This window comes from Streptomyces sp. NPDC058240, from assembly GCF_042882135.1.
Lineage (GTDB): Bacteria > Actinomycetota > Actinomycetes > Streptomycetales > Streptomycetaceae > Streptomyces.
In genome coordinates, this window is record NZ_JBHVWT010000037.1 from 1 (window position 1) to 24,378 (window position 24,378).

The 24,378-nt window shown below is 67.5% G+C and carries 31 protein-coding genes; 7 read left to right on the forward strand and 24 right to left on the reverse strand.

The genetic code is table 11. The features are described 5' to 3' along the window. Positions 1 to 542: 542 nt before the first annotated feature. The gene (locus ACFVX4_RS33050) at positions 543 to 1,163 is read left to right on the forward strand and encodes a GntR family transcriptional regulator (RefSeq protein WP_389984507.1); all 621 of its coding nucleotides are present in this window, start codon (positions 543 to 545) and stop codon (positions 1,161 to 1,163) included. 613 nt (positions 1,164 to 1,776) lie between these two features. Here the strand turns inward: ACFVX4_RS33050 and ACFVX4_RS33055 are convergent. Next, positions 1,777 to 2,961: a helix-turn-helix domain-containing protein gene (locus tag ACFVX4_RS33055; RefSeq protein WP_389984510.1), complete on the reverse strand. Its 1,185-nt coding sequence runs from the start codon at positions 2,959 to 2,961 to the stop codon at positions 1,777 to 1,779. A gap of 131 nt (positions 2,962 to 3,092) precedes the next feature. On the opposite strand from ACFVX4_RS33055, the gene ACFVX4_RS33060 reads away from it, so the two are divergent. The 6 genes from ACFVX4_RS33060 to ACFVX4_RS33085 all read left to right on the forward strand — a co-directional run bounded on the left by ACFVX4_RS33060 (position 3,093) and on the right by ACFVX4_RS33085 (position 5,165). Beyond that, positions 3,093 to 3,641 (forward strand): flavoprotein, encoded by a 549-nt coding sequence (locus tag ACFVX4_RS33060; protein WP_389984513.1) that lies wholly within the window; start codon positions 3,093 to 3,095, stop codon positions 3,639 to 3,641. Between the two features lie 9 nt (positions 3,642 to 3,650). Beyond that, positions 3,651 to 3,809 carry a hypothetical protein gene (locus ACFVX4_RS33065; RefSeq protein WP_389984516.1) on the forward strand — a complete coding sequence of 53 codons (159 nt, stop codon included), beginning with the start codon at positions 3,651 to 3,653 and terminating at the stop codon, positions 3,807 to 3,809. Positions 3,810 to 3,857: 48 nt separating this feature from the next. Continuing rightward, a complete protein-coding gene (locus ACFVX4_RS33070) occupies positions 3,858 to 4,097 on the forward strand; it encodes a hypothetical protein (RefSeq protein ID WP_389984519.1) in 240 nt (79 codons plus the stop codon). Positions 4,098 to 4,319: 222 nt separating this feature from the next. Further along, positions 4,320 to 4,652, forward strand: coding sequence for a DUF6233 domain-containing protein (locus ACFVX4_RS33075; protein WP_389984522.1), 333 nt, complete (start codon positions 4,320 to 4,322; stop codon positions 4,650 to 4,652). Between the two features lie 26 nt (positions 4,653 to 4,678). Beyond that, positions 4,679 to 4,888, forward strand: coding sequence for a hypothetical protein (locus ACFVX4_RS33080; RefSeq protein WP_389984525.1), 210 nt, complete (start codon positions 4,679 to 4,681; stop codon positions 4,886 to 4,888). Positions 4,889 to 4,967: 79 nt separating this feature from the next. Beyond that, complete coding sequence (locus ACFVX4_RS33085; protein ID WP_385618477.1) at positions 4,968 to 5,165, forward strand: hypothetical protein; 198 nt, start codon at positions 4,968 to 4,970, stop codon at positions 5,163 to 5,165. 30 nt (positions 5,166 to 5,195) lie between these two features. On the opposite strand, the gene ACFVX4_RS33090 is transcribed toward ACFVX4_RS33085, so the two are convergent. From ACFVX4_RS33090 to ACFVX4_RS33200, 23 genes are all read right to left on the reverse strand, one after another. Beyond that, positions 5,196 to 5,822, reverse strand: coding sequence for a recombinase family protein (locus ACFVX4_RS33090; protein ID WP_389984528.1), 627 nt, complete (start codon positions 5,820 to 5,822; stop codon positions 5,196 to 5,198). Positions 5,823 to 6,041: 219 nt separating this feature from the next. Next, positions 6,042 to 6,515: a hypothetical protein gene (locus ACFVX4_RS33095; RefSeq protein WP_389984530.1), complete on the reverse strand. Its 474-nt coding sequence runs from the start codon at positions 6,513 to 6,515 to the stop codon at positions 6,042 to 6,044. Between the two features lie 141 nt (positions 6,516 to 6,656). Further along, positions 6,657 to 6,785 (reverse strand): hypothetical protein, encoded by a 129-nt coding sequence (locus ACFVX4_RS33100; protein ID WP_389984533.1) that lies wholly within the window; start codon positions 6,783 to 6,785, stop codon positions 6,657 to 6,659. After that, the gene (locus tag ACFVX4_RS33105; RefSeq protein ID WP_389984536.1) at positions 6,778 to 7,452 is read right to left on the reverse strand and encodes a collagen-like protein; all 675 of its coding nucleotides are present in this window, start codon (positions 7,450 to 7,452) and stop codon (positions 6,778 to 6,780) included. The genes ACFVX4_RS33100 and ACFVX4_RS33105 overlap by 8 nt, the downstream gene beginning before the upstream one ends. Further along, positions 7,449 to 7,583 carry a hypothetical protein gene (locus ACFVX4_RS33110; protein ID WP_361644857.1) on the reverse strand — a complete coding sequence of 45 codons (135 nt, stop codon included), beginning with the start codon at positions 7,581 to 7,583 and terminating at the stop codon, positions 7,449 to 7,451. The genes ACFVX4_RS33105 and ACFVX4_RS33110 overlap by 4 nt, the downstream gene beginning before the upstream one ends. Positions 7,584 to 7,742: 159 nt before the next feature. Then, a complete protein-coding gene (locus ACFVX4_RS33115) occupies positions 7,743 to 8,000 on the reverse strand; it encodes a hypothetical protein (protein ID WP_389984539.1) in 258 nt (85 codons plus the stop codon). Positions 8,001 to 8,002: 2 nt separating this feature from the next. Beyond that, positions 8,003 to 8,860 carry an N-acetylmuramoyl-L-alanine amidase gene (locus ACFVX4_RS33120; RefSeq protein WP_389984542.1) on the reverse strand — a complete coding sequence of 286 codons (858 nt, stop codon included), beginning with the start codon at positions 8,858 to 8,860 and terminating at the stop codon, positions 8,003 to 8,005. A gap of 62 nt (positions 8,861 to 8,922) precedes the next feature. Continuing rightward, the gene (locus ACFVX4_RS33125) at positions 8,923 to 9,423 is read right to left on the reverse strand and encodes a hypothetical protein (protein WP_389984545.1); all 501 of its coding nucleotides are present in this window, start codon (positions 9,421 to 9,423) and stop codon (positions 8,923 to 8,925) included. Next, positions 9,420 to 9,854 carry a hypothetical protein gene (locus ACFVX4_RS33130; protein WP_389984548.1) on the reverse strand — a complete coding sequence of 145 codons (435 nt, stop codon included), beginning with the start codon at positions 9,852 to 9,854 and terminating at the stop codon, positions 9,420 to 9,422. The genes ACFVX4_RS33125 and ACFVX4_RS33130 overlap by 4 nt, the downstream gene beginning before the upstream one ends. 8 nt (positions 9,855 to 9,862) lie before the next feature. After that, on the reverse strand, positions 9,863 to 12,301 hold the full coding sequence (locus ACFVX4_RS33135; RefSeq protein ID WP_389984550.1) for a hypothetical protein: 2,439 nt from the start codon (positions 12,299 to 12,301) through the stop codon (positions 9,863 to 9,865). Continuing rightward, on the reverse strand, positions 12,301 to 15,792 hold the full coding sequence (locus ACFVX4_RS33140; RefSeq protein WP_389984553.1) for a hypothetical protein: 3,492 nt from the start codon (positions 15,790 to 15,792) through the stop codon (positions 12,301 to 12,303). Before ACFVX4_RS33140 ends, ACFVX4_RS33135 begins: the two co-directional genes overlap by 1 nt. A gap of 139 nt (positions 15,793 to 15,931) precedes the next feature. Then, the gene (locus ACFVX4_RS33145) at positions 15,932 to 16,390 is read right to left on the reverse strand and encodes a hypothetical protein (RefSeq protein WP_389984556.1); all 459 of its coding nucleotides are present in this window, start codon (positions 16,388 to 16,390) and stop codon (positions 15,932 to 15,934) included. 8 nt (positions 16,391 to 16,398) lie between these two features. Then, positions 16,399 to 16,677, reverse strand: coding sequence for a hypothetical protein (locus ACFVX4_RS33150; protein ID WP_389984559.1), 279 nt, complete (start codon positions 16,675 to 16,677; stop codon positions 16,399 to 16,401). A gap of 245 nt (positions 16,678 to 16,922) precedes the next feature. Next, positions 16,923 to 17,909: a phage tail tube protein gene (locus ACFVX4_RS33155; protein WP_389984562.1), complete on the reverse strand. Its 987-nt coding sequence runs from the start codon at positions 17,907 to 17,909 to the stop codon at positions 16,923 to 16,925. Positions 17,910 to 17,912: 3 nt separating this feature from the next. Continuing rightward, on the reverse strand, positions 17,913 to 18,131 hold the full coding sequence (locus ACFVX4_RS33160) for a hypothetical protein (protein WP_389984564.1): 219 nt from the start codon (positions 18,129 to 18,131) through the stop codon (positions 17,913 to 17,915). A 28-nt stretch (positions 18,132 to 18,159) separates the two neighbouring features. After that, positions 18,160 to 18,627, reverse strand: a complete 468-nt coding sequence (locus ACFVX4_RS33165) for a hypothetical protein (protein WP_389984567.1) — start codon at positions 18,625 to 18,627, stop codon at positions 18,160 to 18,162. After that, positions 18,627 to 19,172 (reverse strand): head-tail connector protein, encoded by a 546-nt coding sequence (locus ACFVX4_RS33170; protein WP_389984570.1) that lies wholly within the window; start codon positions 19,170 to 19,172, stop codon positions 18,627 to 18,629. Before ACFVX4_RS33170 ends, ACFVX4_RS33165 begins: the two co-directional genes overlap by 1 nt. 9 nt (positions 19,173 to 19,181) lie before the next feature. Next, entirely contained in the window at positions 19,182 to 19,418 is a 237-nt protein-coding gene (locus ACFVX4_RS33175) for a hypothetical protein (protein ID WP_389984573.1), read from the reverse strand. 71 nt (positions 19,419 to 19,489) lie between these two features. Continuing rightward, complete coding sequence (locus ACFVX4_RS33180; RefSeq protein ID WP_389984576.1) at positions 19,490 to 20,731, reverse strand: phage major capsid protein; 1,242 nt, start codon at positions 20,729 to 20,731, stop codon at positions 19,490 to 19,492. Positions 20,732 to 20,819: 88 nt separating this feature from the next. Next, complete coding sequence (locus ACFVX4_RS33185; RefSeq protein WP_389984579.1) at positions 20,820 to 21,500, reverse strand: HK97 family phage prohead protease; 681 nt, start codon at positions 21,498 to 21,500, stop codon at positions 20,820 to 20,822. Then, positions 21,497 to 22,645, reverse strand: a complete 1,149-nt coding sequence (locus tag ACFVX4_RS33190) for a phage portal protein (protein ID WP_389984581.1) — start codon at positions 22,643 to 22,645, stop codon at positions 21,497 to 21,499. The genes ACFVX4_RS33185 and ACFVX4_RS33190 overlap by 4 nt, the downstream gene beginning before the upstream one ends. A 10-nt stretch (positions 22,646 to 22,655) precedes the next feature. Beyond that, on the reverse strand, positions 22,656 to 24,164 hold the full coding sequence (locus tag ACFVX4_RS33195) for a terminase (protein WP_389984584.1): 1,509 nt from the start codon (positions 24,162 to 24,164) through the stop codon (positions 22,656 to 22,658). After that, positions 24,124 to 24,372, reverse strand: coding sequence for a hypothetical protein (locus ACFVX4_RS33200; RefSeq protein WP_389984587.1), 249 nt, complete (start codon positions 24,370 to 24,372; stop codon positions 24,124 to 24,126). Before ACFVX4_RS33200 ends, ACFVX4_RS33195 begins: the two co-directional genes overlap by 41 nt. Positions 24,373 to 24,378 lie beyond the last annotated feature (6 nt).

Below are 24,378 nucleotides of genomic sequence, written 5' to 3' on the forward strand. Positions count from 1 at the left end.
GTCGAAGTTCTTCGAGAACTCCCCGTTGTTGAACCGGTCAGCTCTGCATCCTGCAGATTGGCTAAGAATCAAGGCTTCAACAGGGGCTAAGGCAGTCTGCTGGTGGGCATGAGCGGCCACTGGTGCCCATGGTTGACCATGATCATCTCCCACTGGTTTCCCAGATTGCCCACCCGGCCCCGATGCAAAGAACCGGGGCCGGACCGCTATGCCCTTGGAGGCGACTGAGGCGGTCCGGCCCCGGCAATTTGGTCAACGAATGCCTCGTACACCGATCACGGTTTACGGTTCACTCGTCCAGGTGGATACCCGGCGCGCCACGACGGGTAAAGGGGGAGGCCCCCCGCCAGTTGCCACAGGGGGTACTGCAGCTGACGGGGCGGCCCCCTCGACCGACGGAATCCTGAGCTCCGCAGTCGAGTTCTTTAGTTTTCAAATGCCTTTGGCATAGTTCAGACTCCCAAGGCCCGCTGGATATATCCAGCGACCGGGCACCTTCGTAGGTTCAGGACCTCACGTCATGATCGACGCCAGGGGTCCGGATGCCAGTCGAAGCGGCGCATCGGCGCATCGCCGCCGACATTCGCCGCCGCATCCAGGCCGGGGAATGGGCGACCGGGGATCCACTGCCCTCGCGCACCGACATGGCCACCGAGTACGGCGTGCACCCGCAGACAATGCGGCTCTCCTACGCACTGCTGAGGCGCACCGGAGTTCTTGACGGCGAGGAGCGGAAGCGCGTCACCGTGGCGCATCCTCCTGCCATGCGCACCCTGACGGACGCGGACGCGGACTGGCCCTTCAGCAGCGAGACCACGGACACCAGGCCGCGGCCCGCCACCGAGGAACTCGCGGACCGCCTCGGCGTGCGGCCGGGCGTAATGCTGCACCACGAGACCATCGAGTGCCTCGACCCCGGCGGCCATTCCGCGATGATCGTGTCTTCGTGGTGGCACGGTCGGCGTCGAACCCACGCCGGTTGCATCGTCGAGGTCGGAACGATTTCGTTGGGGGGCGAGCAAGCTCACGCGCTTGGCCTGCTGGTGGACACCATGGCGTTCCGCCTGGTGCGCACTCGCATCGACGACGTCGGGGCTCCACTCGAAACTGCTGATCTGATTCTCCCGATGGATCGATGGCTCATCCGGCTTCGCAGCCACTGAATCCAGGGCATTTCAGCCGGGCCATCCAGCGTGGCAGGCATATGCATGAAACGACAGTGGACGTTCCTACGAACGCACGTTCGGTTTATCACTCTGGCAGCAGGGCCCGGCCCATGCCTCGATGTCAAGGACGTGGGCGCCCAGCCGGTCTTGGATGACGCCGGCGCTCACGGCGCCGACAGTGAGGGGCTTCTTGCACCAGATGCAGGCGCGGCCGGCGGACTGGTCCCACGTCAGCGTCTTCGGGTCGGGGAGCGGCCGGGAGGCTGGGCCGTCGGCTAAGGCCGTCACGGCGCCTGCTCTGCTTCCCGGACGGCGCAGGCGGCGGTGTCCGAGCAGGCCCGCGGGAACCAGGAGTACGCGGCGCCCCCCTCGGGTCGGGCCCGCTTCTCGCCGAGGTCCCGATCTTCACCGACGGTGAGAGCAGTCCTGCACCAGACGCAGGACCATCCGCGCTGCTGCTGCTCCGTCAGGTCACTGACTGGCGGTAAGTCCCTCACGGTCATGGCGTCCTTGGCTCGTCGCTGATCAGGTACGAGACCAGCGTGACGTGCGCGAAGGGGCGCAACGCTCACAGATTCGTGAGCGTTGGCAGGTCAGGCCGTGAGCGCGGCTACAGGCCGATCCAGGCGGCCATGTATCCGAGGGTGTCCGGGGTGCGGCGCGAGATGTGCACCAGGCCCTTGATGGTCTCGCGGGCTCCCGGGTGGTACCGGGTCTGCTCCGGAGCGGCGTGCCGGGCGTCGACGATGCTGCTCAGTGCGGCCTCGGTCCGGCCGGTCTCCATTTCTGAGCGCGCCTTGTCGATGAGGAAATGGGCGCGCCGCGATGTGGCCAGCGCCGTCGGCAGGGTGATCTGCCGGGCCTGGGTGAGGGCTTCGTCGTACTGGCGCATCTCGACCGCAGCCGACATCTTGTGGAGCGCGACGTTCGTCGGGCCGAAGCTGAGCCAGTGGACTTCGGAGGCATCCCCGGTCCGCTCTGCACAGTCGTGGGCTTCGGCGATGTGGGTGTCGACCATGGTCTGCTGGTCGGCGCGGGCGGCGATGACGGACGCTCCGAGGTGGAGTTGCCCGGTGACGGCCACTGCTTCCCGGGTCTGCTCGGCTGCACCGACGATGCTGTGGCCGGCGGCGACGAGGCGCTGCCCGATTGTGTACTCACCTTCCCGGAAATAGACCAGGGCGCGCATGTACTGCCGGATGGCAGCCAGGCAGGGGTCGGAGGCGCGATGGGCTGCCCAGTCCATGCGGTCGAGGGCGACACTGGATAGGTCGTAGTAGCCGAGCTTCACCGAGATGTCGTGGGCAGTGCGGTACGTCGAGGCAAGGGCCTGCCACAGTTCCGTCGACTGTGCCCGCCAGGCCGCGGTGGTGAGTTCCGCGATGGTGGCGGGCAGCAGGCGGGCCGCGTTCCGCAGATGCGTGGCTCTGACCTGGGCGCAGAGCTCTTCAGCGCTTGCGATCAGCTGCTCTGCTGGCCGGTCCGGGATGGCGTCGTCGGCCCCCAGGTCGTACAGGTCGAGCGCTTCCCGGATGGGACGCACGAGTTCGGCGAGGCGGTCCTGCTGCAGTTCGGTCACGTAGGGCTGTCCCGTCAGCACGGTGACGTCGATCCGCAAGGCCTGGGCCACAGCCGCGACGAAGTCGAGGTTGGCGGGCTTGGCGCCGCACTCGACCTGGTTGAGGAGGCTGTACGAGTACGGGATCCGGGCGGCCAGCTGTCGCTGTGTCAGCCTGGCGAGTTTCCGTTGCTCTTTGATCCGGGCGCCTGTGTGGTCGTCGTCCAGTCTGGGCATACTGGTCTCCGTTCCTGACTCGTCATCCGGAACGGTACCCGCGCGTCCGCGCGCTGGATCCCGCATCGCCCCCGATTCCACCCGGTTCGGGGGCGGTTGCATGTCCGGGCCCCGACGGGTGGGATGGGCGCATGACGTCTCGTGTCCTGTACTTGTTCGGTTCTGCTGCCCCGCCGGTCTTCGAAGCGGGCAAGGTGATTGAGGAGGCCCAGGATCGCGGTTGGGACGTCTGCCTAGGGCTCACGCCGACGGCTGCGAAGTGGCTGGGACCGCAGCTACACGAGCTGGAGGCGTTGACCGGTCATCCTGTGCGCTCCGAGTACAAGCTGCCCGGGGAGCCGGATGTGTGGCCGGCGGCGGACGCGATCCTGCTCGCGCCGGCCACCTTCAATACGGTTAACGCCTGGGCACTCGGACTGACGTCGTCATTCGTCGTCGGGGTGGTCGCCGAGGGGATTGGGAAGCGGATCCCGACCGTGGCGATGCCGTGCGTAAACGCGGCCTACGTGCAGCATCCGCAGTTCGACCAGTCAGTGGAGACTCTCCGCGGCTCCGGGGTGACGGTGCTGTACGGACCCGGCGGATTCGTGCCGAACCAGCCGGGCGAGCGGCGCCCCGAGGGCTTCCCGTGGCACCTGGCCCTGGACGCGGTCGGGGCCATTGTCAGTCCCACCTCATAGCCTGTTCTCATGTCGATCACGCCTGTTCGCTCCCCTGCCTCGGTGAACGCGGACATCCGTGCACTGTGGGCGGCTGGCCCGCTGTCGGCGGAGGGTGAGGCGGAGTATCAGCGGCTGCTGGTGGAGTGGGAAGCCGCGGTCCGGGCGGATGTCGTCGCAGCGGCCTGACCTGCGCGGCTCCGTTCGATTGTCAGTGCCGCCGCTTACGATCCGGCCGTGGCAATCGATATCCCTGAAGATCTGATCATGCTGGAACGTTCCGCCGTTGAAGAGCAGCGCAAGGCCCTCGCCAAGCCGTACACGGCGGAGGGGTGGGCGGCCTGGCGTGAGGCGGCGGCGAAGTTCCAGGCCGCGGTGACCGCGCACGCCGAAGCGACTGGCGTTTCCCGGTTCGAGCTGGAGATGGCTGTGAAGAAGGCCGTCCTCCATCCGGAGCCCTCACCCGACGAGGGCTGATGCGCGTCCGCCCCTCCCCCGGGCGCTGTTCCGGGTGAGGGGCGGTCTCGTAGCTGCGCCCAGCCATAGGCGCGAATGGGATGAGTCCGCGGTACTGGGCCGGTATGACAACGGGGCTGGGCAGCAGGTGGCCCCGCCGACGGGGTGACAGCGGGGCCACGGCCAGTGTGGCAGGGGTAAGCGAAGCTCGCGGCAGACTCTGCAGGAACTAGAATCGAACTTATGTCCGATAGTCCGTCGCGCCTGGTCATGCTGCGCTTCGCCCGCCGCATCGCCGTCCAGCAGGTCGAGCAGATCGACCGCTGGATCGCCGATGAAGAGCGCCGCGAGGCTGAGCAGAAGCGGGGCGAGGAGCGGCGGCCGCCGACGCCGGACTGGGTGATGGAGCTCAGCATCGGGCTCGGTGCCCGGCCCATCGAGGTCCACGCCGGGCACTGCTACGCCATCGGGAAACACCACCGGGCCATCAGCCGCGAGCAAGCCCTCGCCGCGCTCGCCGAGGGAATCCGACCCTGCGCGCACTGCCGGCCCGACACCGAACTCGGGGTGCTGTGAGCGGCACCTCGTCACACCCTGGAGAGATGAGCGCCCCGATAGTCGTCCACCACCCCTCACCGACCGGCGGCCGCCGAGTAGTGATCGGTGGCGTGATTGCCGGGCTCGCCCACAATGATCATGACCTCGTCGAGTTCCTGAGACGGTCCGGCCTTGAAGATGCCTGGGACCTCCTCGACGACCCTCACTGGATCGAATGGCGCGGCGGGCGCGCCCACCAGTACGAAGCGGCGTGAAGTGCCTGTTTCGGAACTCTGGGCGGCGCCGGGGTCGTAACCTGGTCTCCCATCCGCTGTACTCCGGGAAGAGCCAGCCATGCCCGAGGCTTCCGCCAGTCACCTGCGCACCCTCGCTGCCGATACTGAGGCACTCCAGCAGCGTCTACGCGATGCCCTCGCCGGACTGGACGGGCTGACGCCCAACGTGAGCTTCCAGCTCGGAGAAGCGTTTGCCTCGCTCGGGTCGGCCGCGCGGACCCTAGAAGCGGCGGCCAGCGAGGCCGCCGCAGTCTGACTCCAAGGTGGGTTCTGGGCCTTGGTCGCCCTATGCGTCCACTGCGCGCTCAGTGGCCGTGCTGCGCTCAGCGTCGAAGGCTTGGAGGGCTTGGGAGATTGCGCCGACGCTGGGATTCTTCCCCTTGTTCGCACCTTCGGCGATCCGAAGGTGCGGCTGGATCTGCCTGATGGTGAATCCTCGATCACGAAGAGCCGCAGCCTGAACAGTCAGCGTCTCCGTCATGACAGGCTTGCGCCCTCCAACTCGACCGCGCTTACGGGCGGCCTCCAGACCGTTCTTCGTCTTCTTGACGATGTCCCGGCGGCGATCCTCGGCGAGAGCCAGGGCAAGGTCGAGGATGAGGGAGCGCTCCGTGTGCTCGCCGGCGGCAATGCCTTCGAGCACCTTGACGGCGATGCCGCGCTCGAAAAGGTCGTTGAGGACGATCAGGCCCTCCAGGAGGTTGCGGCCGAGCCGGTCGACCTCCTGCACGCAGAGCATGTCGCCCTCGCGCACGTACTCGACTGCGGCCATGAGCACGGGCCGCTCTTCAGTGCTGAGCTTGCCGCTGATCTTCTCTTCGAAGACCTTGATGCAGATCGCATCCAGCGCGTCGTGCTGCCGCTGAGTGTTCTGCTTGTCGGTGCTGACTCGGACGAGGCCAACTAAGGCCACTGGACTCCCCTTTGTTCATCAAACGCTTCCGATACCTATCTGAACGGTACCAGGTAGATGAACGAGTTGCTGAACAATCGAGCGTCCAGATACGGGCGTTCGGCGCGTCAGCGCTCAGGTTCACATCCCGACCGATTGATGAACAGCTCCTACCACCTGCGAGTGGTGCGGCAGGGTTCGGCTGGGAATCCTTCCTCTGGCGAGGTGGCGATCCCCCGATCAGTCGGTCGCGAGCGTGTCCGTACCCATATCTAGACGCATGGCGGTTCGGACGTCCGCCAAGGCATCCATCACCGCTGGGAAGACGCGTTCGCACTCCTCGTCACCGTTCTCCATACCTGTGCCAGTCGCGTCTCTCAGCTTGCGCACGCTCCGGAAGTACGTGAGTGCCGGCTCAACGACTGCGCGGGGCGCAAAGACCTCAAGCTGATAGCGCAGTTCGTAGCACCTGGCAAACGTCTGGTGCGCTACGACGATGCGCTCAGCCTCCGGGAGAGAGCGGTCAAGAATGATGAGCTGCAGATCGCTGCGAACCTGCGCGAGCGTCGCCAGGTAGGCGCCATATAACTCGCGCTTGCTACGCCTCCACTCGCCGAGCGTCTCGCGTCGATCTCTGCGTGCCTCCACGAGGACCGTAGATCCCATGGCGATGGTCGCACCGAGAAATGTGGCCGCCAGCGTTGTCCACTCCATCTCAGCAAGCTATGGGAGATGCACTGTTCGAGGTAGGTCGCCTTCCCGCGGCTCGGATTCACGTCTGCGGGCGATGCCGAAGCGCGCATAGCGCCAGAATGCCCCCGCCACCCGTGATGGGCGGCGGGGGCATCAGCTTGCTCACTCGGGCTCGTCGAGGGGCGGGATGTCGGGTTCAAGGAACAGCCCGGCGTACTGCGGTTTCGGTGGCGACCCGGCAGCGGTGTCGTCCAGGCGCCGCTGTACCTGCCGCGGCGGAAATTCAGCCATCAAGTCTCCTGTACATCGAGGTTGCCGCCAGAGCGCCGAGGCCGAGGAGGCTGCGGGACTGGTCCGGCGTCGGAGTGGCGGCGCCGGTACGGCGGCACACCAGGGCATCCGGATCATCCGGCGGCACCTGGAGACTGTAGCCGTCCGGGCAGGTCTGGCCGTCGGCGCCGTCGCGGCCGTTCGTGCCGTCCTTCCCATTCGTGCCGTCCTTCCCCGCAGGACCCGGCGGGCCCGCAGGCCCGGCCGGCCCCGGGACAGTGGAGTCAGCACCAGCCTGGCCAGTCGCACCGGACGGGCCGGGCACCGGAGTAGCAGCCGGTCCTGCCGGGCCGCGGTCGCCCTTCGCGCCGGACGGTCCCGGCGGGCCAGGGATCGGTACGGGCACCTCGGCACGGGCAGGCAGATCGGCAACCGCGTCCCCAGGGTCCGGCGCGGCTGGCGTCTCGCCCTTCGCCTGGATCTGCGAGCGGAGCTTCCGCACATCCGTGGCCAGCGTGGTGACCGCGCCGCCGCGCCGGTCCGCCTCCACAGCCAGCTGGTCCGCGCGCGCCTCGGCCTTGTCGATCTGCAGGAACGCGATGGCGAGGCCGCCCCCGAGGAACAACAGCGCGGCCACTATCCAGAGGCCTCGGCGGCGCCGGTAGAACAGACGCTCTGTCCGCGTCACGGCGTGCCTCCCAACTGGGTGACCAGCAGCCGCAGACGCGCGGTCTCCGCCTTCTCCGCCGCCAAGTCACTGCGCAGTGTGGCCAGCTCGGAGCGCAGTTCTTTCCGTTCCTCCTGTAGCTGGTCGGTCAAACTGTTGAAGCCTGTCAATGCTCCGCCCTCCCGGGTCGCCCTCGATGCGCCCCGGGAGCCGTACATGGCCGCTGCCGCTGCTACCGGCGAGGCCAGTAGTGCACCCAGCGCGGTCAGCATGGCAGCGTCCACACGGTCCTCCAGTGCGCTCGTGGCAGCTCAGACGCCCTTGGCGAGGCTGGCCGAGTTCGTGACGTCACGCCACCGGGCGAGCAGGCCCTTCAGTAGCGACCCGGCGGCGGCCACACCGGCCACCCCGGCGGCCTGCCACATCGCGAGGTCGAACGGGGCGGTGAGGACGAGACCGCCGACGAACGCCTGGAGGAACGTGGCCAGCACCCGCTCGGCAAGGTCGCGGGCGTAGGTCTTGGCGCCCTTGATGACGGTCTGCGTCGAAGGCAACGGGAACTCTGGCATGGTCAGGCCTCCTTCTTCAGGGTGGCGACGTCGGCACGCAGGGCGCGGACTTCGTCGAGGATGTGGGCGAGGTAGTAGCCGGCGCCGTGCTCGACGCGGCCGGACTGGGTGCCCTTGGCGGTGGTGCCGATCTCTCCGATCGCCAACAGATTGGAGTGCAGGGCCTTCACGCGGTCGTCCGTCGTGGACACGGGCGTCTCCTTCGGCGGGGTGGGAGTGGGGGTGGTCTTGCCGGGCGACCAGCCAGCGGGGTGCTTGAGGCGCTCGGCCACATCGGCCCGCAGCTGCGACATATCGATGCCGCGGGGGTCGACCTTGTCGCTCGACCACTCGCGGTGGCCGATCACGGACTTCGCCGACCAGCCGTGAGCCCGGCACAGGGCGGCCTGGACGCGGACGATCGCGTCGTACTGGGCGGCCGGCCACGGGTCCTTGCCGTCGCCGAGGTTCTGACACTCCCACCCGTAGAAGTGCCGGTTGCCGTCGACACCGTTGCTGTTGCCGCGGGTCGGCGGAGTCGGGCGGGTGCCGTAGGACTCAGCGGTGACCTGGTCCAGCACCTTGGGATCACCGCCCCCGGCGTGGTTCGTGCGTCCCCAGCCGACCATGTGGACTCGGCCGTCCTTCGCGATCATTCCGTGGCAGAGCGGGCCGGGCAGGTCCGCGTACCCGTCGCGGACCATGGCCACCGTGGACGCGGTGCCCTTGGTCACGGTGTGGTGCACGATGCTGCCGTTGAGCGGGCCCCAGGGCCCTTTCTGGTTGCGGTTGTGGGTGCGCCAGTTGCCGACCTCGACGACGCGCACGCCCTCCGCGAGGAGGGCAGTGAGCACGGCCGTGGCGGACAAGGGTGTGGCCATGGGGCCTCCAGACATAGAAGAAGCCCCGGCCAGGTGGCACGGGGCATGCGGTTCGGGGTAGTTCAGGCGGCGGTCTCGTAGGCGAACGAAGCCCGGAGCTGATGAGTGGCCGCCCAGGTGAAGGGGTTCGTGGCCCCGCTATTGGACAGGAAACTCACGCTGGTGCTGGCAGGGAAGAAGCATGTGAACGTGCCGGCGGCCGGGGCCACTATGAGCTGGCCAGCGACACGGTTCGATCCGCCCAGCGCGTGAGCAAGGCCGACTCGTGACCCGACTGCGGATGCGGCGGTGAACGGCAGCGAGAAGGACCACACACCGGCGCCGTAGGTGGTGGTCGATCCCATGGTCAGTTCGAGGTTGACGTGGCAGGTACGGCCGATCTTCATGTACCGGCCGGTCATGGAGCCGTTCCCGAGGGCTGGGTTCGTGGTGGCCGCCGTCCATATCGGAGTCCAGCTCGTCCACGTGTCCAGCATCGAATTGATCTGGTCGCGAATCTCCTGATTCATGACGGCGGCTGACACAACCTCGCCGACCACCCAGGTTCGGGGAGCGAACGTCACGGCGTCACCACCGGCGGATCAACAGGAGGGTCGGGTTCGGGCCGATCCGGGTTCGCCGGGTCATCCGGGTGCCACCAGTTCCGCAGGTACGGCTTCGCCTGGAGCAGCATCTCCGACTCAACCGCCGCCACATCCTCGGGGAAGACCAGACCGCACCACCCATAGCCGCACTCAGTGCACCCATACCGGGGGTCGGCCGGGCTGACCACCTGCGCAGATCCACAAACGCAGTCGGCCAGCCACCGATTCTGGTTGATCCGCGCGAAGTACGCCTCATCCACCACGGCGGTCGGCAGCGGAACGCGGCGCTGCATTCGGTGTTCCATCCATCGGAACACCAGCTCGGCGGCCGGAGTGTCGGCCCACGCGTCCACGGGCTCGACAGCGGGGGGCAGGTAGAACGTTTCCGCGCGCAAGACGGACATGGCCATGCGGCCTCCTAGTAAGCGAGTCGGGTGGTGGAGCCCAGCACTCCATACGTGGCGTCGCCGAGGACCCAGACGGAGTCGCGGGCCGAGGCGCTGGTGCGGAACTGGATGACGTGGGACTGCTCGCGGATCGTCTCGGTGTAGCCCTCGACGGTGACCCGCATTGACGAGGCCGGCGCCTGGCCGGGCAGATCAGTGACAGAGAAGAAGCTGCTGATTTCCGCGTTGAGGATGGCCAAGTAGTTGGGCATCGTGAATGCCTCCACCGGCACCTCACGCAGTTCAGGGTCGGGGTTGGCATACCGGGAGACGATCCAGGAAGCCGCGTCAACGAGCGAGTTGTCGCTGGTCTTGAGGATTTCGAGCTGTTGCCCATACAGCCCGTAAGCGAGAACCGAGCTGTCCGCGCGGACCTTCTGCGTCGCTCCGCCCGGCCTGCTCGCCTCGACCTGGTTGCACAGTTTCTGATCGTCGTCAGCGAGCTGCACACCGAGGGTGTCGAGGTCGGCGTAGGCGATCGTGAAGACCTCGCTGGACGGGTCGGGGTTGTAGCGCAGGTCCCGCGACTGATAGGCGAGCCCGTACCCGTCACGTGTGGCGTACAGGCGCCCGGACTCGGCCGCCTCCACCTCCCGCATCCGTGCCACCACACCCGACCCGCCGTCGCCCTGCCCGGCGATCGGATCATGCGTGGTCCCGAGAATCGTCACTGCGCTGATACCCGCGTATTTGGCGAGCCGGATGATCCGGGCGTCAGCGTCCTCCCCAGCGAACGCGCTGGTTCCGGCCTGGTAGTGGACGGCCATCTGCGGCCCGATCCCCGTGTACAGGGTCGCGGTGAGCATGATGTGCCCGATGGAGCCCGACCACAGCCGAGTCCCCGCATACGCCCCCACGGTCAGCGTCCGCAGGCCTGCCATCCACTGCACGGCGCCTGTGGTCTTGGCTACCCCGTCGATGTATACGAGCCCCGCGAACTCGTCGTAGGCGAAGTGGTGCAGCACCCCATCGGCCAGATTCCCCGTCGAGACCGCAGCGGTCTGCCAGCTCGCCCCGTCGATCATCGTCTCGACCTGAAGCGCCCCGGACCCGTTCAGGGACCACACCATCTGCATGGTGCCCGCAGCCCCGGCCAGAGCGAAGATCACCCGACCCGGTGTGCTGGTCGAAAACCAGCACTCCATCATGTTCCAGTTGCCCGTGGACGAGTCCTGATACCCCGGTCCCATGTCTGCCGTCAGGTACTTACCCACCGACACCGACACGGGCGCGAACGTCGGCAAAGAGTCTGGTGCTGCAGCCGGCCCCATGGCCGTGCCAAAGTCGAGGGTGCCGCCCGTCCCCACCTGGGCGACGGTGAGCGGCCCCGCTGTGGTCCCGGACAGGTCGCCCGCTGACGTGGCTCCGGTCGGCTCGGTCAAGGGGTAGTACGCCAGCGGCCCGAGAATCTTGATTTCCTCGGACAGGCAGCTCATCAGTGGAGGCAGCCGGTTCAGCCGTTTGAAAAGATCCGTCGCGCTGATCGTGACCGTAGACAGCAGGCCCTCCCACTGCACCGGCCACTCATTGACGACGCCCCAGAGTCGTGGCCACACGTTGTGACCAACGAGATCAATTTCTGCGGTGTCCGCGGTCCCCCCAGTACGCGTGGCCAGCAGTTCCACTGTCGCGGTCTGCGAGGTCACCCACGCTGGGGTAGGCACGCTTCGCCTCATCGTCCACGTGTAGCCGTCGCCCGAAGTTTCCCAGCGGAGGGCGCCGCTCAGAATCCGCAGCCGCCACCACAGGTGGTCGATCCCGCTGTACGGCAGGACAGTTGGGGTGGGGTCCGTGCCACCGACCTCGGATACGCAGCTCAGTGTCCCGGCGACAGGCGAGTAAGTGAATCCCACCCGGGTACCTGCGGCCGTTCCGTTCGCCATCACGGACAGGGTGGCAGCCGTCGATCCGTTCGCCGCCGGCAGCCGTCCAGGCTTCACGATCAGTCGGGATCCGCCAAGCCGCCACTGCCGTGCGGACAGGTACCCGGCCGGCACATCGGGCACGCACGGAATGCGCGCCCGGCCATCGGACTCGGAAACACCGCCGTAGGAACCTGGCCACAGGGCCGGGTCCACTATGCCGTCGTCGAAGTCGTCGCAGAGCTGCGACATCAGCCACGGCGCCGAGCCGGTGCGAGGATTCGGAGCTGTGATGCTCACCCGGATCGGGGCGTTACGTCGCACATACGGGTAGTACGGCGACGATGGGTTGCCGGGCGTCAGCGCCCCGTCCTGATTGTCCAGGGTCAGGGTGGCCGTGCCCGGCTGCGTTTCGGACAGCTCGTCGCTCGCGCCGCGGGTAATTGTCACCCCGGACGTCACGTCGACCCGCTGCGTGATGTCCGTCCAGGTGATGGTAGCCGGGTACTGCACCAGGCCACCCCATCCCATTTCGACGAGCACACCCATCAGGCCACCCCCAAGTTGACGTTCAGCCCCTGCGTCCGCTTCAGCTGGAGAAGGACCCGCTGAATCTCGCGTCCTACCGCGACCGGGTCCATCGCTCCGTGGACATCGATTTGGATCTGCACCGGCTGCGCGCCCCCGCGTCCGCTGACCACCGCAGGCCGGCCGATGACCGGCTGAGCGGACGCGACCCGGTCCGTGACCGCACCGAGCGCACGGTCGAGGACCGGCATCCGCTCGGTCAGGCCCACGGCCAGGCCCTCGGTGGAGTACCTGCCGAGCTCCGCCATCACACGGCTGGGGCTCTTGATACCGAGGGCCTTCTTGATGGCCTTCTGCATCCCCTTGGCAATCTTGACCATCTGGTCTTCGATCGCCTTCTGCTGACTGGTCAGACCGGTCAGGAACCCCTTCCCCGCCTGCTTGCCGCTGTCGTACATGACGTCGGCGCCGGTCTTGCCGAGCTTGTCCGTTGTGGAGTTGATCGAGTACTGGAGCGAGTTGATGGACTTCAGAGTGGAATTCGACGCCCCGGCCAGTGCCGATGCGTAGGCGTAGCCCTGCTCCGGGCCCATGTTGAGGATCTGCTTGAGCATGGACTTCGCGAGCCCGCGCTGACCGAGAATCTTGATGTAGTTGGTGAACTGCTTGATCTTCGCCAGCTTCTCGGCAAGCCCGGCCTGGATGGTGCCAGCAGTGACCTTCCCCTCCTCGATACCGAGGCCGGACAGGGAAGCGTCCTCGCGTGCCCCGGCTGTCCAGTCCGCGGCGTTCTTCTTCGCCCCCGCGATCTTCTGCGCGAGCACGTCCCGCTTCGTGGCCAGCTTCTGGAGCTTGGCAGTGTCCCGGTTGACCATCTGGACCAGCTTCGAGTCCTTGGTCGACTTGGTGCCTTCCCACGCCTTCCAGATGTCCTTGACCAGGTCTTTCGCCGTCGCGCTGATCTTGGATTTGGTGCCGGTCAGACCGATGATGATGCCCTTGCCGACATCGGCCATGAGCGCCTTCATCTTCCGAGACGGAGACGCGATCTCCAGCTCCGCGCGCACACCGGCCGTCACCGCGGCTGCCATGCGCCGCGCCGACGCCTCCACACCGGACGCCGAGCCGACCATGCCCGCAGACAGACCGCGGCCCGCATCCTGACCAGCAGCAGCCAGCGGCGAAGTCATGCCCATCGACGTGGGGTGGTTGTAGACGGTCTCCCCGCCCTTGAACTGGACCAGCTCGGGCCCGTTCTCGCCGACCCATGCCCACTCGCCCGGCGTCGGCCGGCCACCCGATGCGTACCCGCCGATCGACTTGGCGAACGACGAGGGGTTATGGCTGGACCGGTAGTCGACCATGACAGAAACGGTCTTGCTCTGGACCGTGGCAAGGGCGGCCTTCGCCTGCCGGACCTTCTCCTGAAGATCAGAGATCTGCGCCCGGATCGCCGCCTTGCGCGAGTCCGGCACCTTCGCCAGCTGAGCCTTCGCGGACGACAGCTTGGCCTGAAGGTCTTCCAGGTTGCCCTTCAGCCGCGCGGTCTTGTCCGGCGTCTTCAGGATCTGGTCCGCCAGACGGCGGGCCTGGTCCCGGGTGAGGCCCATGGCCTGCGCGGACGCGATCAGCTTCTCCCGGCCGCGCGCGTAGATCCCGTTGACCGTCGACCACGACGCACCGGACTGCCGCGCCGACGCGGTCGCCTCGTCGGTCTTGGCCGCAAGGTCGTTGAGCGCGGCTGCCGCATTCCGGGCCTTCTCCGAGTTGAGGTTGAGCTGCCCGCCCGACATGCTGAGCGCACCGGCGTTGTCCCGGGCCGCCTTCGCCGCGGCATCGATCGCCGCCTCGAACCCGATCATCCCGCCCAAGCCCTGGCGGTTCGTGTCGTTCAACGCTTGGATGCTCTGCCTCAACCCGTCCGCGGATGCCTTCTGCGCGTCGAGCTTCGCCTGCACCTGCTGAGCCTGGGCCCCGAACAGGCCCATGCTCGCGGCGGCGAGCTGCTGCTCGAACGCCTGGTCCGCCAGCGCGCTGCGGTAGCCGTCGAGCTTCTCGCGCAGCTCACCCGCGGACATGCCGTTCTTCTTCATGCCCGCGGCCAGCTTGTCGAATGCCGCCTGAGCGATCTCCGACTTGCCGCCCTTGACCAGGTCCGCGAGTGCCTTGTCGACCGCCTCCAGGTCCTGTTTCGCTTCCTTGACCGGCGTGGAGTCCATGCCGACCAGCTGCGTCAGGAACTGCTGAGTCTTGTCGAGGTTCGACGGCCGGGACAGGATACGGAGCGAGTCGGCCAGACCACCAAGGTCCTTACCGAACGCCTTCGCGACCTCCCCGGTGACCTTGCCCGTGCGGGCGAGATTCCCGAGCGACGTGGTCAGCCGGTCGACATCCGGCGGCGCCTGCTTACCGATCGACGACAGCTTGATCAACCCGAGGACCAGTAGACCGATACCGGTCGAAGCGACCGCCACACGAGCCGACCGGGACATGCCCAGGAACGCGGCCCGCAGAGTGCCCATCGCCCCAGACGCGCCGATCGCCGCCGTCCCAGCCGCCACGATCTGAGCACGCACCAGCACGAACGCACCGGCCGCCAACTGCACACCGCTGATCGCCAGCTTGATGGCACGGATCGCCACAGCAGCCTGGAACATCGTGGTGATGAACCCGGGCGGCAGCGCAGCCACGACTTTGGCGAACGCGTTGGCGAGCTGGAGCACGCCGACACCCACGTCGGATGCAGCCGTCAGAATGTTCAGGACCGCCGATGCGATGCTGCGGAACGTCTCGCCGACGAGCGGTCCCTGCGCGCGGGCGTAGTCCATGAACTGGGCGAGGCCACTGCCGACCTGCCCGTCACCGAGGGTGCGGGTCAGGTGGATCAGCCCATCGTTGGCCCGCTTCAGCGACCCGGTGGCGAAGTTGCTGAACTTGCCCATGGCCGCGTCGAATCCGGGCATTGAGATGCCACCGCCGAGCACGGTCATGAACCGGTCCAGCTCGACCGATGCGCCCTTCACCATCGGCGTCAGCTTCGGCAGCAGACCGCCCGCCACCGCCAGGCCCTTCGTGAACACCGGCATGGTGTCCTTCGCCAGGGCATCAGACCAGTCCGTGAACCCATCCTTCAACGTCGACAGTGCAGCCGACGCCTGACGCGTCGCGGCCGGCAGCTTCGCGAGCTGCCGCTGATACGCAAGCTCGGCCTTGACCGCAGCATCCGACGCCTTCCCGCCCTCAGCGACGGCGTCCTCGTACTTCTTCTGCGCTTGCGACGCCTCACCCAACGCCATCACCTGCGGCACGATTGCCGCACCGAAAGCGGCCACCGCGACCGCAGCCGCGCCAGTCTGCGCGACCAGCGGGGCCAGCGCCGCCGCGGCAGGGATCGCCGCCGACGCCAAGCCCAACTTGGCCTCCAGCTTCGCCGCCGAGTTCCCCGCGTTGTCGAGCACACGGGACAGCCGGTCACGGCCCTCCAGCGTGAACGTCATCGTCGTGGACGCCATCACTCACCTCCGGCGGTGCGAGCCAAGTCGGCCTGGTAGCGGGTGACCCACGCAATCGCGGAGGCGAGCTCTTCACGGGACAACTGATCGATGTCCCGCGGGGTGAAGTGCAGGTGGTGCGCGAGCAGCCACCGGTACGTCAGGATGCTGCCGCGGATCCCTCCGACGGCAGGTCGGCCACCGGCACCAGGGCTTTTGGGCCCGTCTCGGCCACAGCCCAGTCGACGTCAGCCGGGTCATGGGCGAGGGCCCGCATGTACCCGAGCATCTCCTCGAACCCGGCCTCGGTCTCGGTGCTCGCATCCTTGCGGAGCGTCTCGACGAGATCGAGGATCTCCTCACGCTCCAGCCGCGCCTTCAACCGGCGCTTCCACGCGGGGACATCGAACGCACTGAACCGGAGCTGCGGCTGGGCCCGCTTGCGGAAGACCCACAGCACGGCCCGCATCGCCCCGGGCCGCTGGGACTTCAACGCGCGCTCGACGTCGTCCCACTCCAGATCGGTGACCGACTCGACGGCGGCGGACTCAACGGCGGACAGGTCGTCCGTCGAGACCTCCTCGACGGTGCCGTCCTCATGGGTGTACGAAACGATCACTGCTGCTCCTAGTCGAGTCGGCGGCGCACGTCGTCCAGGACGCGCGCCATCTCGCGCTCCATGCGCGAGCGGTGAGTACGAACGGTCTTGTCCCACCACAGCGGGGGCGCGGTCTGCGTCACCCACCGGCGGCGGTTCCCGAACACGGGATGCCTGATCCGGCCTTCGTTGATGACCTGCGGCATCCTGCGCAGATCGGGCGGCAGCTGCCCCTTGTCGACCCACACCCGTGCGCCCGGGTTCCCGGATACGCGGACACTGATCCGAATCGCGTTGGCGATCGTCACGCGCAGAGGCCGTGTCGTCGGCGACGGGCCGCCACCCCTCCCAGACCGCCCCGGTGACGAGATCTGCAACCCACGGATCGCGGACTGTAGATCGTTGCGCATCGGCTCGGCCGCCCGCCGGGTCCGCCGCTGCATGGACGCCCGGATGTTCTCGTGGCCAGCCGCCCGAAGCCGCCTCTGAAGCTCCAGGAGCTGGCCGGTGCCGGTGATCTGTACAGAGCCGACAGCCATCGGGCCACCCCCTGCTACAGCGTGATGTCCGTGGACATGTAGGTGATGGACAGCGGGTTCGTGCCGTCGTACAGGCCGGTGAAGTTGAGCGTCGGCTTGATGACGTCGAAGCCCTCGACGACGGGCGGTGCGTCGTCGAACCGGATCGCCGGGAGGTTGAACGTGATGGCCTCGGGATACGTGGGGGCGATCTCGGCGCCGGTGAACGCCCACACCAGGCTGGTGGCTGCATCGCTGGTGTGGAGGTCGTCGAGGGCCGTGTCGACGTAGTCCATCTCGATGCTGCCGGTCACCTTCACCTGGTCGTTCGAGATCGGCTCGGCCTTCGTGCCACTCTGCCCGGCGTAGAACCGCTCGGTCGCCATGCCGCGCTCGAACTTGATGCTGACCTTGCGGATCCCGGACCGGTCCGCCTCGGAACCGAACACGCCGGTCTTCAGAGCCATCTGCCCGAAGTGGAACGGCGCCATCGTCGGATACGTGGCCACCGCCAGAACGGATGTCTCCTGGCAGTCCTTCGAGTCGATCTCGAACGACGCGGTCAGCATCCCGCCGACCTCACACGAGAACTCCGCCGACACGATCTTGCAACCGATGAAGTTCTTCCTGGTGACGACGCCGGTAGTGAGGGGTACGCCCTTCTGGACCGTCAGGCTCTTGCCCGCGGTGTCGACCAGGATGTGTGTCTGGAGGTACGCGTCACTAGTCGCCTGCTTGACCGGAGTAACGCTCGTCCCCATGAGGGTCTGGAGCAGCACCCCCATGCCCTTGGTGGTGACCTCCATGTCCAGGCTGCCGGATGCCTGGCGCTGCGTCACCACACGTCGACTAGAAAGCGGCAGCAGCCGACCCGCCGCGATTCCGGCGGACTGAGCGGTGGTCTTCTTGAGCTGAAGGCCCTCCTTCGTGAACTCGATGAACTTCGTCGGCGCCACGTAGGTGCCGTAGGTCGACTCGGCCGCGATTCCGATTTGCGCGCCGAGCCCAGAACCGATCGCCATGGGTCAGCCCTCCTTCGAGGTGGCGGACTTCGCCGCGGTCGTCATCTTCTTCGGGGGCAGATCGGCCTTCGGCTCCTCCACGCTCTCCCACGTCTGCGGCTGGCAGAGGTAGCCCTCGAACCTGCCGTCAGGCACCTCGACCACCTCGTCGGGCTGGATCGTCTTGCTGCCGAGCTCCGGCACGGTGACCGGCTCGGCGCCGATGTAGCGCACTCGCGCCATGGCGTAACTCCTCATGTGGGTGGGGTGATCAGATACGGGCGCGGCAGGACACGGTGAACGACAGACCGGCCAGGGCCCCGCCGTCGCTCTGCTCCTGTACGAGACCGCCAGCAGTCAGGTGCGCCCACTGGACGGTCCCGGACAGGGTCGGCGCGGTGGGTGCGTCGTTCGTGGCACGCAGCGCAACCTCGACGGCGGCCAGAAGCTCGAAGACCGTCGTTCGGCGCAGGGCCATGTCTTTGTCGCCTGCCCGGGTCTCGGCGTAGCAGGCGATGTCGAAGCTCTCGTCGCGGGTGCGCGCGCCGGCCGATGCGAAGTCCTGGGCGATGTCGATGGCCTGATCGGCGCCTGGTGACCAGCCCACGTAGATGCGGTGCCGCTCGGTGAGGTTCACCGACGGCGGGCCGTCCACGATCCTCGCGTCAGCCAAGGCAGGCTCAGCCCGCAGGATCGCGAGCAGCGCATCGACCGCGGCGGGTACTGCGGACGTGGCCATCACGCCACCCCCGGCGGGACCTTGAACGCCTCCAGGAGTTCGAGGACTCGGTTGGGGATGGCGTATCCGAAGCCGGGGATGGGCTCGGTAACCGCGTAGTCGTCGGCTCCGCCGCCACCGCGGGCGGCCCCGTACTGGGTGCGCCACAGGTGCTGAAGCAGCAGCCGCGCCGCGAGGTTGATCGTCGGGGGTACCGTGCCGCGGCCAGCCGTGTACGTGACCGTCCACAGCGTCCCGGCGAATGTGCCCGTCCGGTGCCGCACGATGCCCGGCGCCGGATCCAGGACCACGGAGGACAGACCGAGTGCGCCGCCGGCGCCCAGCGTTGGAGTGATCGAGACCAGAGCCACGGCCGGAATGTGCGTCAGGCCGATCGAAGCGCGCTTGCCCTCGATCGTCTCGGTGAACTCCCGCGTCTCCACCGGGCCTACGTACCGCTCGATCGGCGCCGTCAACGCCTCGATGTACGCCTGCAGCTCTACGTCGTCGGCCGTGGTCTCGATGTCGAGCTGGGCTTTCGCCTCGGCCAGGGTCAGCAGGGCCACAGCTGCCTCCTACTTTGTCGGCTTGGCGGGAGGCTTCCGCGGCGAAGGCTTCCTCGGCGCTGCGGTCTCCTCGTCGGCTGACGCCTCGGCGTTCTCCTCGGCCGGTTCCCCGGACTCCTCGTCGTCGGCCTCGACCGCCAGGCCGATCGCAATCAGGCTCTTGGCTTCGTCCTGCGGCAGTTCGACGGTGCCGCCCTTCGCCGGCCACGGCTCGCCGTCGCGGGTCCCTGACACATCGACCCTCATACGCACAAGCATGGGTACCTCTCCGTTCGATGAAAGGGGGCGGGGCGGCCTACTGCCGCCCCGCCCGCGGGTCAGGCAGCGTTACCGGCGAAGTACTTAATCGCGCCGGTCGTGTCGACGAGGTCACCGTCACCGCGCAGGATCGCTCGATAGGTGACGAGGTCGGAGTTGAACGCATAGTCGTCCGACCGCTCGAAGCGGATGCTCTCGACCATGCGGACGAAGTACTGCGAGAAGTCACCGAACAGCACCGACTTCGCCGCCAGTGCCACCGCAGGAACGCTCGGATCGGTATACAGCGGCTTGCCCAGCACGGTGTCCGGGTTGCCCGCAGTCAGCGCGGGCTGCCAGATGTACTGCCCGGTCGTGTCCTTGATCTTCCGGAGAATGGCCACCGAGGAGTCACGCATCATCCACGCGCAGGAACCGCTGGCACGGTACGGGCTGATGACGCTGTAGTACAGGTCGATCAGGTTGTCGGCCGTGAAAGCGCCAGTTACGCCCGTGCCCCCAGTCGCCCCGAGCGTGGACGCCGTGACGATGCCGTTCGGCTGGGAGGTGCCAGTGCCCGTGACCAGATGGGCACCGAACCCGTTGCCGAGCGCCCGGCCGGCCTGCATGGACAGGTATCCGGTGAGGTCGACACTGGTGTCGTTGAGCAGCTCGTGCGAGATCTGGAGCAGGAAGCCGTACTTGTAGGCGTCCAGCGGAACCTGCCCGAAAGTCGGGTCGTTCGGCGAGAGCGTCCCCGCCTCCGCCACCAGCGAAGCGCTCGCAGAATGTGCGGTCGTCTTCGGGATCTGGATCTGCTCGCCGGTCGCGGTACGCAGCGTGGTGGGGTTGGTCTGCATCACCCCGGAAACCTCGATGAGGTGCTGTACCAGCTGCGTGTAGAACGAGGTCTGCACCGTGTTGGCGCCCGCGGCTGCGGTGAGCTTGGACAGGGTCCGCAGGTCCGTGCGGCGCTCGCCCTCGTCAGGCTGCACATCGAAGACGCGCTTGCCTGTCTCACCCTTGAAGAATGCCCGGAGCTGGGCATCCGTGTCCTGCCCGGCGTCGCGACGGTCGGCGGTCTGCGGCTTGTCGAGCAGCCCGGCGAATGCCGCCTCGGCGTCCTTCGCGCGCTCCTCCGCCTGGTGCAGTTCCTTGGCCCGCGCGTCGATCGCGTCCAGATCGGCGTTCAGCCGCTGGTAGGTCTGCTCCTCCTCGGCGGTCAGGTCGCGCTTCTCGCCCTCGGCCGCGTCCAGGAGCTCCTTCGTCTGCTCCCACACGTTGGCGCGGCGCTCCTTGAGGCGCTGGATGTACTCGCTCATTTGCCCTCCCGGGGCATGACGACGACACCCTCAGCCGGCGGCCGGGGTGTCTGATGAATTGGATGTGCGAGGTGGGTGTCGCCCTGCCTCAGAAGGTGCGGCGCCGATACAACTCGGCGCGCCGCTGCCGCAACGCCAGCGGCGGGTGGGTTTCGCCCTGCCCGCCCTCCGGCGCAAGATCAATGATGGTGCGCTGCGGCACCAGAAAGCCCTTCAGGTCGCCCGACTCGGCCGCGGCCCGGACCTCCTCCAGCTCAGCCCCAGCGCGCTCGGCAAGCGACCGCAGGCCGGTGCTGGTGTCCAGGTACGCCGGGTCATTCACCGGCGCCACATCGACAAGCTGACCGGCGAGGAGCGTCCGCACCGGGAACCCGTCCTCGGTCATCGACCAGTCGTCGTCCAGCGTGCGGAACGCGAACGACGACTCGGCGACATCGCCGCGCTGCACCAGCTCGTACACGTCGGCGCGGGCGGCCGGCACATCCACGCTGTAGTCGAGCCCCGTGCCATCGGTGGCAAGACGCAGGGTGCCCGACCGGGACGTGCCCAGCAGCATGTTGTTGTCGTGGTTGTAGCGGGCCATCACCCGCGGCCACCCATCGCCCTCGCTCTTCGCGAAGAACCCAGGGTCGATCCGCTCGACAAACCCGCCCAGATTCCGCGACAGGGTGTTGAACTTCGCGGCGTACCCGCCGATCGTCCTGCTGTCCCCGGCCGCCCGGACCTCCACGAGGCCACGGGTGAACCGACGTTCTGTCTCGCCGTTCACGGTTTCTCGCTTCCGTCAGGGGCCGCCTTGACCAGCGGCGCGTAGTCCTGCCCCTGGCCATTCGGCAGGGGCTCCTGGTCTTCCAGGAGGCGCAGTTCGTCGATGTTGTTCAGGCCGATCACGCGGGCGATCCGGTGAGTCTGGTACCGGGTCAGGGTGTCCGTGCGCAGCATGGCGTCTGCGTTGAACCGCACGTCCTCGGCGGGCGGCCGCAGAAGCGACAAGGCCTCTTCCAGGCGGGCCAGCCACGGGCGGAGCGTCCACGTCAGCAGGTCGATGCTGTTCTGTTCGACCGTGGCGTAGGTCAGCGATCCGCCAGTCTCGCCGCCGATCTTCTCCGGCGGCACACCGTAGATCGCCGCGATCTGATTCGCCGACGCCTTGATGGTCTCCAGGAACTGGCTTTCGTTCGCCGGGACACTGATCGGCCGGTACTTCGTGCCAAGCCCCAGTGCGACGATGTCGCGCCCCTCGGCAGCCTCCTTGAACCGCGCCTTGAGAATGCCCGCGGTCTCCTTCGAGATCTCCCGGTCGGTCTCTAGCACAGCTGCCGGGGTGCTGCCGTTCGCGAACCAGTCCCGCCCGAACTGCTGCGCCAGCAGCCCGGTGTCGGTCGTCGTCGCAAAGTACGCGATCGGCGACAGCCCCAGGATCTGACCGGGCAGGGTATACGCCGGGATGTGGAACAGCTGCCCCGGGTCCAGGCGCCGGCCCTTGTAGTACCAGACCGGCACCGGGGCGAGGTTGTCCTCGACATGCACGTCGTCCGGGTGAAGCCACTCCACCTGATCCGGCCACCCGTTTACGTCGTGAGAGACGACCAGCCCGTAGGCGTTGCCTCGCAGCGTCAGCGACGTCATGCACCGGTGCAGCCAGTCGTACCGCGTCCCCACCGCAGCCGGGCGGGTGAAGATCTGCGGGGACACGATCGGCCGCCGGGACGTGCCCTCGCCCAGATACGACTTCAGCGGCATCGACGCCACGGAGTCCGACAGGAGCCGCGTAGCCGCGTACACCGGGGCCAGACGAAGTGCCCGCTCCTGCCCAGCACCCGTCAGCAGGCGGGTATCCCCTCCAGATCCCCACACATCCTGAAACGAGATCGACCGCTGTTCCTTGCGTCGGAAGGGCCACCACCAGCTCACTGAGTACCCCTCACCACACGTTGTCGACTACGTCGCCAGGATCTTCGACCTCGGCACCGAGGCCCCACTTCGCCAGGGTCACCGCCACGAGCGGGCTGATGTCCACGTTCACGCCGCGCCGGGCCCATGCCCACGCGTCACCCATAGGGCGCTTCTGGGCGCCCGCCAAAGCCGTTGCCAAGGGCGCCTGATCGATGTGCGACAGGGACTGGTCGGTGACCGCGTCGAAGAACTGGCCAGTCGCAGAAGCGATCTCGCGCATCTTCGGGCTGACGATCTCAACGCCGAGCTCTTCGGCCAGGTCTTCGATGAGCGAACCGGCCGGGCCGCCCGCGTCGACAACCCAGCAGCGCGGCTTGTGTCGCTCGTGAAGCTTCTTCGCCTTCTCCACCACCCAGCCCATGCCGGGCTGATGCGCGACGACTTCCACGTGCGTCCCGCCACGCCAGTGCCCAGCCACGGCAATCGCGGCATGCGAGCGTTCCGGAGTCGCGTCGATGGCGAACGCCACCGCGCCCTCCGGCGTGGACTCCGCGGCCGCCAGTGCCCGCCAGACATCCTCGCCGATGACCTGCCAGGCGTCCTTGCCGTCACTTGGGTAGTCGCCGACGCCAAGACGTTCACGCTCGAAGATGCCACTACCGCCCATGCTGAGGCGCTCGTTGCGCACGTGCTCCTCGCTGATCCGAATGCCCAAGGCGGGGTTCGCAGTCGCCCACGACGCCGGATCATCTGCACCTGCGTGCTCCGTACACGACGGCGCGCACTCGTCGCGGTGCGGATCCACCGACCACTCGAAGTACGCCAGCGACGGATCCGGCTCCCCGGACTCCACTGCGGCCAGGGCTCGGCCGCGCAGGCGGCCCAGTTGCACCGACGGATGGCCGATGCCCGCGGAACCCAAGTACCAGATCTGCGGGTTCGGGACCGCCGACATCGTCGGCATCAGCGCACCCATCGCGTCATCCCCAAGGATCATCGCCTCGTCGAGGACGTTGAGGTTCCCAGTGAAGCCACGGCCGCTACCGCCGCTGCGGGCCAGGAACCGAAGCACCTGCCCGGTGACGAGCTCGATTGCCTCCTCGCCCGTCGTCTTACGCACCCGAAGGACACGTTTACGCAGGTCAGGGCACCCCATAATGAGCTGCTCGATCCGGCGGAACGCAACGAGCCCGGTCTTGAACTCGTGTGCAGAGTGGAGGATCAGCTTCTCGCCGAGGAGGAACAGCCCGGCCAGTTCTCTGGCCTCGATGATCCCGCCCTTGCCGTTCTGCCTCGGCACGTTCACCGCAACCTCGAACGCTGACCACCGACCATCGGCCCGCTCGCCCAGGCCCTTGTCGAGCACGAACTGCTGCCACGGGTCCAACGTCAGGCCAGCCAACGCAGCAAGCTCCACCGCCTCCTGGCCGGACGACGACAAGCACGTCTTCGGCACCGTCAGGATGCGAGGCGTCTGCGAGCCGTACAGCGGTGTATCAGGCGCCACGGCGCCGGGCCCTTCGAGCAGCGAGGTCATCGAGCGCATCCCCCTCCGCCTGTACAGGAGCGAGGGCGCGCAGAGTCTTCATCACGGCGCCCAACTCGCGGGCCACGATCGCGCGCGACGTAGGCGCATCGTTCTCGTCGAACGTTCGGGCAAGCGTCTCTGCCAGGGCGGCCTGGCCGGGTGCGACCGAGGCCACGCCCAGCTGCTCAATCTCCGCCCGGATCTCGTCAGCAACCACGGCTCC